Origin of the sequence: Ensifer sp. Root142 (genome assembly GCF_001426785.1) — a bacterium.
Lineage (GTDB): Bacteria > Pseudomonadota > Alphaproteobacteria > Rhizobiales > Rhizobiaceae > Ensifer > Ensifer canadensis.
Genome location: NZ_LMFK01000021.1, coordinates 89,539 through 97,650 on the forward strand (window position 1 = coordinate 89,539; position 8,112 = coordinate 97,650).

3 protein-coding genes are annotated in these 8,112 nt (G+C 62.7%); 2 read left to right on the forward strand and 1 reads right to left on the reverse strand.

Translation table 11 applies throughout. The features are described from left to right. Positions 1-44: 44 nt before the first annotated feature. On the forward strand, positions 45-1,325 hold the full coding sequence (locus ASD52_RS20770; RefSeq protein ID WP_082557409.1) for an HlyD family type I secretion periplasmic adaptor subunit: 1,281 nt from the start codon (positions 45-47) through the stop codon (positions 1,323-1,325). Between the two features lie 2 nt (positions 1,326-1,327). After that, on the forward strand, positions 1,328-1,936 hold the full coding sequence (locus ASD52_RS20775) for a ribbon-helix-helix domain-containing protein (RefSeq protein WP_057221322.1): 609 nt from the start codon (positions 1,328-1,330) through the stop codon (positions 1,934-1,936). A gap of 95 nt (positions 1,937-2,031) precedes the next feature. Here the strand turns inward: ASD52_RS20775 and ASD52_RS20780 are convergent, their stop codons facing one another. After that, entirely contained in the window at positions 2,032-2,979 is a 948-nt protein-coding gene (locus tag ASD52_RS20780; protein WP_244494283.1) for a transglutaminase-like cysteine peptidase, read from the reverse strand. Positions 2,980-8,112 lie beyond the last annotated feature (5,133 nt).

Below are 8,112 nucleotides of genomic sequence, written 5' to 3' on the forward strand. Positions count from 1 at the left end.
GATGACGAAAAGACGTCGGTTCGCAAATGGCGGGAGGGGTCAGCATGACTGAGAAACCGCCGCTTGCCGCGCGCGCCGGGTTGCTTGTCATCGGCTTGCTGATCAGCTCTTTCGTCGCCTGGGCGGCGATCGCCGAGGTTGATGAGATCGCCCGCGGTGAAGGCAAGGTCATCCCCGTCTCGAAGACGCAGATTATCCAGTCGAGTGAACCCGGTATCGTGCGCGAGATCGCGGTACAGCCCGGACAGGTCGTTCGCCGCGGCGATCTGATCCTCCGGCTCGACGATACCGCGAGCGGCTCCTCCCTTGGCGAACTCGAGGCCAAGGGGCGATCGCTGCGCGCGCAAGTCGCGCGGCTCAAACTCGAGGAGACCGGGGCCTACGACGCAAAATACCAATGTCCTGAGGACATCACTAAGGTCGCGCCGGCCATATGCGCGAACGAGGAACAACTGCTTCAAGCCAAGGCCGGCAATTTCAACAACAAGCTGTCGGTCATGCAAGCGCGCGAAGGCCAGCGGCAGAAGGAGCTTGCCGAGGCGGCGGCCAATATCACCCGCCTGACAGAGAGCCTGCAGTTAACCGAGCAAGAACAGGAAATGCTCGCGCCGATGGTCAAGCGCAAGCTCGTCGCGCAAACCGAGGTGCTCAGGGTCGAGAAAGAGCTGACCGATACCCGGGGTCAGCTCGCCCTCTGGAAGGAGTCAGTCGGAAAGCTAGAGGCGGCGCTCAGGGAGGCAACCCTCCAGGTGACCGAATTGTCGCTGCAACTGAAGCAGGAGGCCCTGGCGGAAAAGACCGAGGCGCTTTCGCAACTTTCCGTAATCGAGGAAACCATCCGCGGCGCCAGCAGCCGGGTCGCCAACACCGACATTCGCTCACCAGTCGACGGCATCATCAATACGCTCGATGTCAACACAGTCGGCGCCTATGTGACGCCCGGTGGGGTGATCGCCGGCGTCGTACCGACGTCGGAGATTCTGCTCGTCGAGGCACGGCTATCTCCAAGGGACGTTGCGTTCGTGCGCGCCGGCCAGCCGGCACTGATCAAGGTCTCGGCTTATGACTTCTCGATTTACGGTGGCCTCGGCGGTGTCGTTGAGACCATCAGCGCCGACAGCCTGGTTGATCAGAACAATGGCGAAACCTACTATCTCGTGCGCGTCAAGACCGACACAGCCGCGCTGGTGAAGGATGGGCGCGAATATGCGATCATGCCCGGCATGATTGCGTCCGTGGATATCATGACCGGCAAGAAAACGATCCTTGCCTATCTGATGAAGCCGATCAACAAGGCGCGCGAGGAAGCTCTGCGGGAGCGCTGACGATGAACGAGACGCCGCCTCCCCCGTCCGACGCGGACCTGAGCGCTCTGCGGTTCCGTGTCGTCACCGTCGGCGGTCAGCGCCGCGGGATCAAACTTGAGGAGATCTATTGGCAGAGCCTTGGCGAGCTTGCCGCGCGGCAAGGCCGTAAGCTCGCGGATATCGTTGCCGCCTGCGAAACAGAACTCGAGGGCGAAGGCAACCTGACGGCGCGGCTGCGCTTTATCGCCACCCGCTACCTGCGCGACGAACTCTCGTCGGCCAAGGAGCGCAGCAATCTGGCGGTGGTTGCAGGCCAGGTCCGCGCAAGTCCGTCGCCGGCCTTTGCGCTCACGGGGAACAAGCACATCATTGCCTATAACCCCGCCTTTCTCTCCTTCGTCCAGTCACGTGTCCTGCGCTCGCACCTGACTCAACCCGCACAGGGCTTGAAGCTCTCCTTCGACGTTCAGTTTGTCGATCTCGTGCACCGCCTCAAGGAGACCCCCGGCGAACCGCAATCGGCCGGCTTCACCATCGGCGCGCAGGGACAGATCACGCGGGGCAAGTTTACCGCCGCCCTCGCTCCGCTCTCCGACCAGGACGTCATCATCGGCTTTATTCTGGCCTGATCCAATGCGACCGCCGCTGCGACAGCGTAGTTAAAATGGCGACCCTTTCGAGCGGTCACCCATTCGACGAAAGGCGTTGCGTTTGGAGATGAGGTTTAGCGAAGCGCGACGCCCTCTCCGGGCATGACATCGGACAGAGGTGCGGCCGAAGCGACCTTGTCGCCGGTCGACCTGACGCCGTGGATCCAGGAGCGGTCGGCGCTGACCGAGAAGAGCGGCTGGTAGTTCGGCAGAGCACGGTCGGGCTTCACCTCGTCGCTCAAATTGTCGAGAATGAAGTGGCCCTGGCTCGTCGTGATCGCGAGCACCGCGTGATAGAGGTTGCGTCGGACATCGCGCAGAACGACGACCGACATGGCTTCCGGCGGCAGGCCGGCCGCCTTCAGAGCCGCCATCTTCAGGATGGCATAGTCTTCGCAGTCGCCCTTGCCGCGGGCGAGAATTTCGTCCGGCGTTGCCCAATAATCCTTGGGGCCGTAGTTCTCAGCGTCCGGCTGGTAGCGGACAAGCCGGTTCACCGTCCGGTTGATGCCGCTGATCTTCTGCCGGAAGGCGAGGCCGTTGGCGTTTTCGATCGCCCTGCCGAGGATGCCGCGAGCGGCACAACCACTCTCGTTGGCGCAGTGGTCGAAATCGGCTGCCGCGACCGCCGGAAAGACGGTTTTCCATTTGCGGGCCACGGGGATCGAAGAGACGCGGAAGGCGACGGAATGGAAAACGGCGGAGGGCGTCGACTGCGCCGGTGTTTGGCCACCGAGGTTGGTGCCTGCCGTCACCGCCACTTTCTGCACCCGCTGCCGCTTGAGCCCTTCGGAGGCTTGCTTCGACCAGGTGCCGATTGCCTCAGTGGCGACGGCCGCCAGCGGACTCGCGAGGCTCAGCATCTGCTGGAAGACGCCGGGCTGGAGCATGCCGGGCTGTCCGGCCTGCACGGAGGATATCGCTGAAAGCGATGCCAGGCCGATCGCAAACACCGAAGTCTTCAGGTATTTTTCGCAGTGCTTCCAGCTCTTCTTGTTCATCGCCGTGTCTCTCGGTTGCATGGAGACACTCTACGAATCAAAAGAAAAATGCAGGTAAAGCCGTATGTATTATTTAGTATGTGTCACGCCAATACGTTTTATGTAAAATTTTATTCAAACTTTATACTTGTGTATGCTTTTGGAGCACTGACGGATTCGTGTATAGAAGCCGCCGACTCCGTCATCATGAAAGCGATCGCCAGCCCGGAGCATGCCGTTTGGCACCTGTGCCGGTTGTTTCATGAGGATGCGTGCAACGGAACGTCTTGCAACGCGGCCAGTTGCGATTGACGGGCGCATTTTGCTCTCTGTGGCATCAGGGCTTCTTTTTATAGCTCCGGCGGCCGGGTGGGGCATTCGTGTCGAACCCATGACCAGAACTATTAAAATTGCGTCAATCTAACCAATTTTGGGTATTAGCATATCATATTATGCTGTTTTTCTCTAATCCCTTCGATGCCGATTGCGGCTGCACAAGGTTGATGTTCTCTTGCCCGCAAAGGTCGAGGGGTATTTTCTATGGCAACCGCAGGCACCACAAATTCCAACGAAGCCGCCGCAAACCCGGCAGAGGCAATCGAGTACCGCGACGCACCGGATGGCAAAGCCGGCCGGTTGGTAGCACAGACCGGTGGTGGCGCGATGGACGAGCCGCAGCTCCTGGACCAGGCAACCGGCGCTCCGGTGAAGGGCGCTGAGAACGCGCCCCAAACGCCGCCGATGCCGGCGACGGTCAGCGCCGATGCTTCAAATGTCGTGCACCTCCCTGCAGGCGCATCGATCGAAAAGATCCAGGTGGTCGGCACTGATATCGTTTTAGAACAGCCTGATGGCTCTACAATCACGATCCAGAACGCCGCATTGAAAGTTCCGACCTTCGTCATCGGTGACGCCGAAATCCCCCGCGAAACCCTCGTGGCGGTGCTTGGAGAAAACGGTATCAACGTCGCCGCGGGCCCGGATGGCACCATCAGCGTCGTGTCGAACCAAAGCAGCGGCGGGGATCTCTCCGATGCGACCGGCGACATCGGCCAGGCCGGGCCGGTCATCGACTTGCTCGCCCCGACCGCCCTGGAGTTTCCTGCGCTTGAAGCGACCGAGCGTCTGCCCTTCGCGCTTGACCCCAACGATGACCCGTCGATCACCCCCGACTCCAAAGATAATCCAGGCGGCATCGCGGTGAGCGACAGGCAAGTCGACGAAGCCGGCCTCGCAGTCGGATCGCGTGCGGGCGATGGCAGTGCGTCGGTCAGCGGTGTGTTTGCCCTCACCGATCCGGACGGGCTTGACGACATCGCTGGCCTGACCATCAACGGTCAGACGTTCGCCATCGGCGGTCTCGTCGGGCAAACGGTTGTGGGTCAATTCGGTACATTGACCATCACCGGCTACAACCCGCTTACCGGTGTGGCGGAGTACACCTACGAGCTGACGAGCGCAGTCACGAGTTCCGGGGTCAATCCCGGCGCGAATATCGAGCAGGACCGGGACATCTTCGACCTCACGGTCACCGATCACGATGGTGCCGGCGGTTCGGCCACCCTCCAGATCGATATCATCGACGACGTTCCGGTGATCGGGATCACCGATCCGGCCGCGCCGAGCGTGGTGGAAGGCCAGACGCTTGCCGGCAGCTGGACGCTTTCGGCAGGTGCCGATGGCGTCGGCACAGTCGACGTGACGGTCGGCAACACGACGCAGACGCTGACGGCGGGCCAGTCGGTGGCGTTTGCGCTTGCCGAGGGTACGCTGACGGTCAATGCCGACAAGACCTGGTCGTTTGCAGCGGCCAGCAACCTCAACAATGCGGGCGGAGTCAATGTCAGCTTCACGCTGTCGGCCAAGGATGCCGACAACGACACGACCAGCGACAGCCAGACGATCACCGTGACGGACGGCGCCGGCCCGGCAGTCGATCCGCTTGCGGCTTCCGCATCGCTTGCACTCGACGACCAGAACCTGGCCGACGGCAGCACGCCGGGCGCCGACACCAGCAGCGGCACGATCGGCTTCGTGGCCGGTTCGGATGCCATCGCCACCATCGTGTTCGGCGACACCAGTACCCTCACCGGTGCGCTGACCTGGGATCGGGTCTCCGACACCCAGATCGTCGGCAAGGCCGGCGGCGTGACCATCGTCACCCTCGACCTGGTGCGCAGCGGCGACAGCGCGACCGTGACGGCGACGCTCACCGACAACTATGCCAGCCATCCCGGCGTCAATGCCGACGATCTCGCCGCACTCGGCTCGGTCAAGGTCATCGCTTCCGACACGGACGGCGACCAGACCGAAGGCACCGTCTCCGTCTCGGTCTCCGACGACGTTGCGACGGCTGCAGCGGACACGGATAGCGCGACCGAAGATGATGTGCTCGTTGCGGATGGCAATGTACTGACCGGCTCGGGTGGCACGGATGCCAATGGTACGGACGGTGTCAAGGACGTGCGGGGGGCAGACGGGGCGTCGGTCACGGCCGTATCGTCTGGCGACGCGGCGGGCGTGGTTGGTGGCGCAACGGTCGGCCAGTTCGGTACGCTGGTTTTGGGCGCTGACGGCAGCTACACCTATACACTGAACAACGCGCATGGCGCCGTCCAAGGTCTTGCCGCGGGCCAGACAGTGACGGATACCTTCAGTTACGAGATCACTGATGGCGATGGCGACAAATCGTCGACGACGGTTACGATCACCATCACCGGCACGAACGACGTTCCAGTGATCACCTCTGCGGTGCAGAGCGGTTCGGTGACGGAGATCGCCGACGGTGCTGCGGGCGAGAATGCGACAACGCATGCGCAGAATGGTGCGGTAACCTTTGCCGACGTCGATACGCTCGACACCCACAGCGCAACTTTCACCGCACAGGGCGCCAGCTATCTCGGCACCTTCGCGCTGGCGGCGGTGAACCAGGCGGGTGACTCGGTCKGCTGGAGCTTCGAGGTCGCCGACGGCGTGCTCGACAGCCTGCAGGCTGGCCAGATCCTGACGCAGAAGTACGATGTGACCGTCGATGACGGCCATGGCGGCACGGCAGTGCAGACGGTGACGATTGTGATCACCGGCACGAATGACGTTCCAGTGATCACCTCTGCGGTGCAGAGCGGTTCGGTGACGGAGATCGCCGACAATGCTGCGGGCGAGAATGCCACGACGCATGCACAGAATGGTGCGGTAACCTTTGCCGACGTCGATACGCTCGACACGCACAGCGCAACTTTCACCGCACAGGGCGCCAGCTACCTCGGCACCTTCGCGCTGGCGGCAGTGAACCAGGCGGGTGANGCGGTAACCTTTGCCGACGTCGATACGCTCGACACGCACAGCGCAACTTTCACCGCACAGGGCGCCAGCTACCTCGGCACCTTCGCGCTGGCGGCAGTGAACCAGGCGGGTGATACGATCGGCTGGAGCTTCGAGGTCGCCGACGGCGTGCTCGACAGCCTGCAGGCYGGCCAGACGCTGACGCAGAAGTACGATGTGACCGTCGATGACGGCCATGGCGGCACGGCAGTGCAGACGGTGACGATCACGATCACCGGCACCAACGACGTTCCGGTAATCACCTCTGCGGTGCAGAGCGGTTCGGTGACGGAGATCGCCGACGGTGTTGCGGGCGAGAATGCCACGACGCATGCRCAGAAYGGYGCGGTRACCTTTGCCGACGTCGATACGCTCGACACGCACAGCGCAACTTTCACCGCACAGGGCGCCAGCTACCTCGGCACCTTCGCGCTGGCGGCAGTGAACCAGGCGGGTGANGACGTCGATACGCTCGACACGCACAGCGCAACTTTCACCGCACAGGGCGCCAGCTACCTCGGCACCTTCGCGCTGGCGGCAGTGAACCAGGCGGGTGACTCGGTCGGCTGGAGCTTCGAGGTCGCCGACGGCGTGCTCGACTCGCTACAGGCCGGCCAGACGCTGACGCAGAAGTACGACGTGACCGTCGATGACGGCCATGGCGGCACGGCAGTGCAGACGGTGACGATTGTGATCACCGGCACSAACGAYGYWCCGGTAATCACCTCTGCGGTGCAGAGCGGTGCGGTGACGGAACGAGCTGATAACGCGGCCGGTGAGAATGCGGTTGTGCATGTGCAGGGCGGCGCGGTCACTTTTGCCGATGTGGATACGCTCGACACACACAACGCCAGCTTCGCGGCGCAGGGTGGCGGTTATCTCGGCACATTCTCGCTCGGCCCGGTGAATCAGGCGACTGACAAGGTCGGCTGGAGCTTCAAGGTGGCTGACGGCGTGTTGGACTCGCTGCAAGCCGGCCAGACGTTGACGCAGAAGTACGACGTGACCGTCGATGACGGCCATGGCGGCACGGCAGTGCAGACGGTGACGATCGTCATCACCGGCACCAACGACGCCCCGGTGATCACGTCCGGTTGGCAGCTTGGCGGCGTGGTGGAACGGTTTGACGGTACCGTGGGCGAAAATGCGGTAACGCATGCGCAGAACGGCGCGGTAACCTTTGCCGACGTCGATACGCTCGACGCGCACAGCGCCAGCTTCGCAGCGGGGGGCAGCGGCTATCTCGGTACCTTCTCGCTCGGCGTGCTGAATCAGGCGACCGACAAGGTCGGCTGGAACTTCCAGGTTGCCGACGGTGCGCTCGACTCGCTGCAGGCAGGCCAGATCCTGATGCAGAAATATGACGTAACCATCGATGACGGCCATGGCGGCACCGCGACGCAGACGGTTACGATCGTAATCCTAGGGACGAACGACGCACCGGTGATCACGTCGGGTACACAGAGCGCTACCGTGACGGAGCATGCTGACGGCGCGGCCGGAGAAAATGCGGTCGTCCATGTGCAGGGGGGTGCAGTGACGTTTGCCGACGTCGATACGCTCGACACCCACAGCGCCAGCTTCTGGCCGCAAGGCGGCGGTTATCTCGGCACCTTCGCGCTGGACGCGGTGAACCAGGCGACTGATACGATCGGCTGGAACTTCAAGGTTGCCGACGGCGTGCTGGACTCGCTACAGGCCGGCCAGACTCTAACGCAGAAGTATACCGTGCTCGTCAATGACGGCCATGGCGGCGTCGCGACACAGACGGTGATGATCGTGATCACCGGCACGAACGACGCACCGGTGATCACCTCTGCGGTGCAGAGCGGTTCGGTGACGGAGATCGCCGAC